The sequence below is a fragment of the Paraburkholderia sp. Ac-20336 genome, assembly GCF_017105025.1.
In the GTDB taxonomy this organism is placed as follows: Bacteria; Pseudomonadota; Gammaproteobacteria; order Burkholderiales; family Burkholderiaceae; genus Paraburkholderia.
Genome location: NZ_JAAGPS010000321.1, coordinates 1 through 735, shown reverse-complemented (window position 1 = coordinate 735; position 735 = coordinate 1). Strand labels below are relative to the sequence as shown.

Below are 735 nucleotides of genomic sequence, written 5' to 3'. Positions count from 1 at the left end.
GACCCGTGCTGCCTTCGAAGCGGCGTGGCGCGCGCTCGGAGCGGTCGCCACTGCCTTCGAACCGACGCGGTGCGCGTTCGGCACGATCACCGGCGTCGCGGCGGGGACCGCGCTCGCCACGATCGCTCGCGCCTTCGAAGCGGCGCGGAGCCCGTTCGGAGCGCTCACCGCTGCTTTCAAATCGACGTGGCGCACGTTCGGCACGATCGCTGGCGTCGCGGCGGGGGCCACGCTCACCGCGATCGCTCGCACCGTCGAATCGGCGTGGAGCCCGTTCGGTGCGCTCACCGCTGCCTTCGAAGCGACGCGGTGCGCGTTCGGCACGATCACCGGCGTCGCGGCGGGGACCGCGCTCGCCACGATCGCTCGCGCCTTCGAATCGGCGCGGAGCCCGTTCAGTGCGCTCACCACTGCCTTCAAATCGACGTGGTGCACGTTCAGCACGATCGCCGACGTCGCGGCGGGGACCACGCTCGCCACGATCGCTCGCTCCTTCGAATCGGCGCGGAGCCCGTTCAGTGCGTTCGCCACTGCCTTCAAATCGACGCGGTGCGCGTTCAGCACGCTCGCCCGCACCCTCAAACCGGCGCGGCGCCCGTTCACCCTCACTACGACGCGGCCCACCGGCCCCTCCCGCATTGCGCTCGCGCGCAAAAGATCCTTCGGCCCGCGGCGCACGCGCGCCGCCCGCTGCGGGCTTGCCGCCAACCGGCCGCTTGCCGCTCGTCGCCGCGG

At 72.5% G+C, this 735-nt stretch carries 1 protein-coding gene; it reads left to right on the top strand.

Annotated elements, in window-relative coordinates; translation table 11 throughout:
- On the top strand, nt 1–735 hold a 735-nt coding region (locus GXB81_RS31245), incomplete at both ends, for a hypothetical protein (RefSeq protein WP_205991233.1).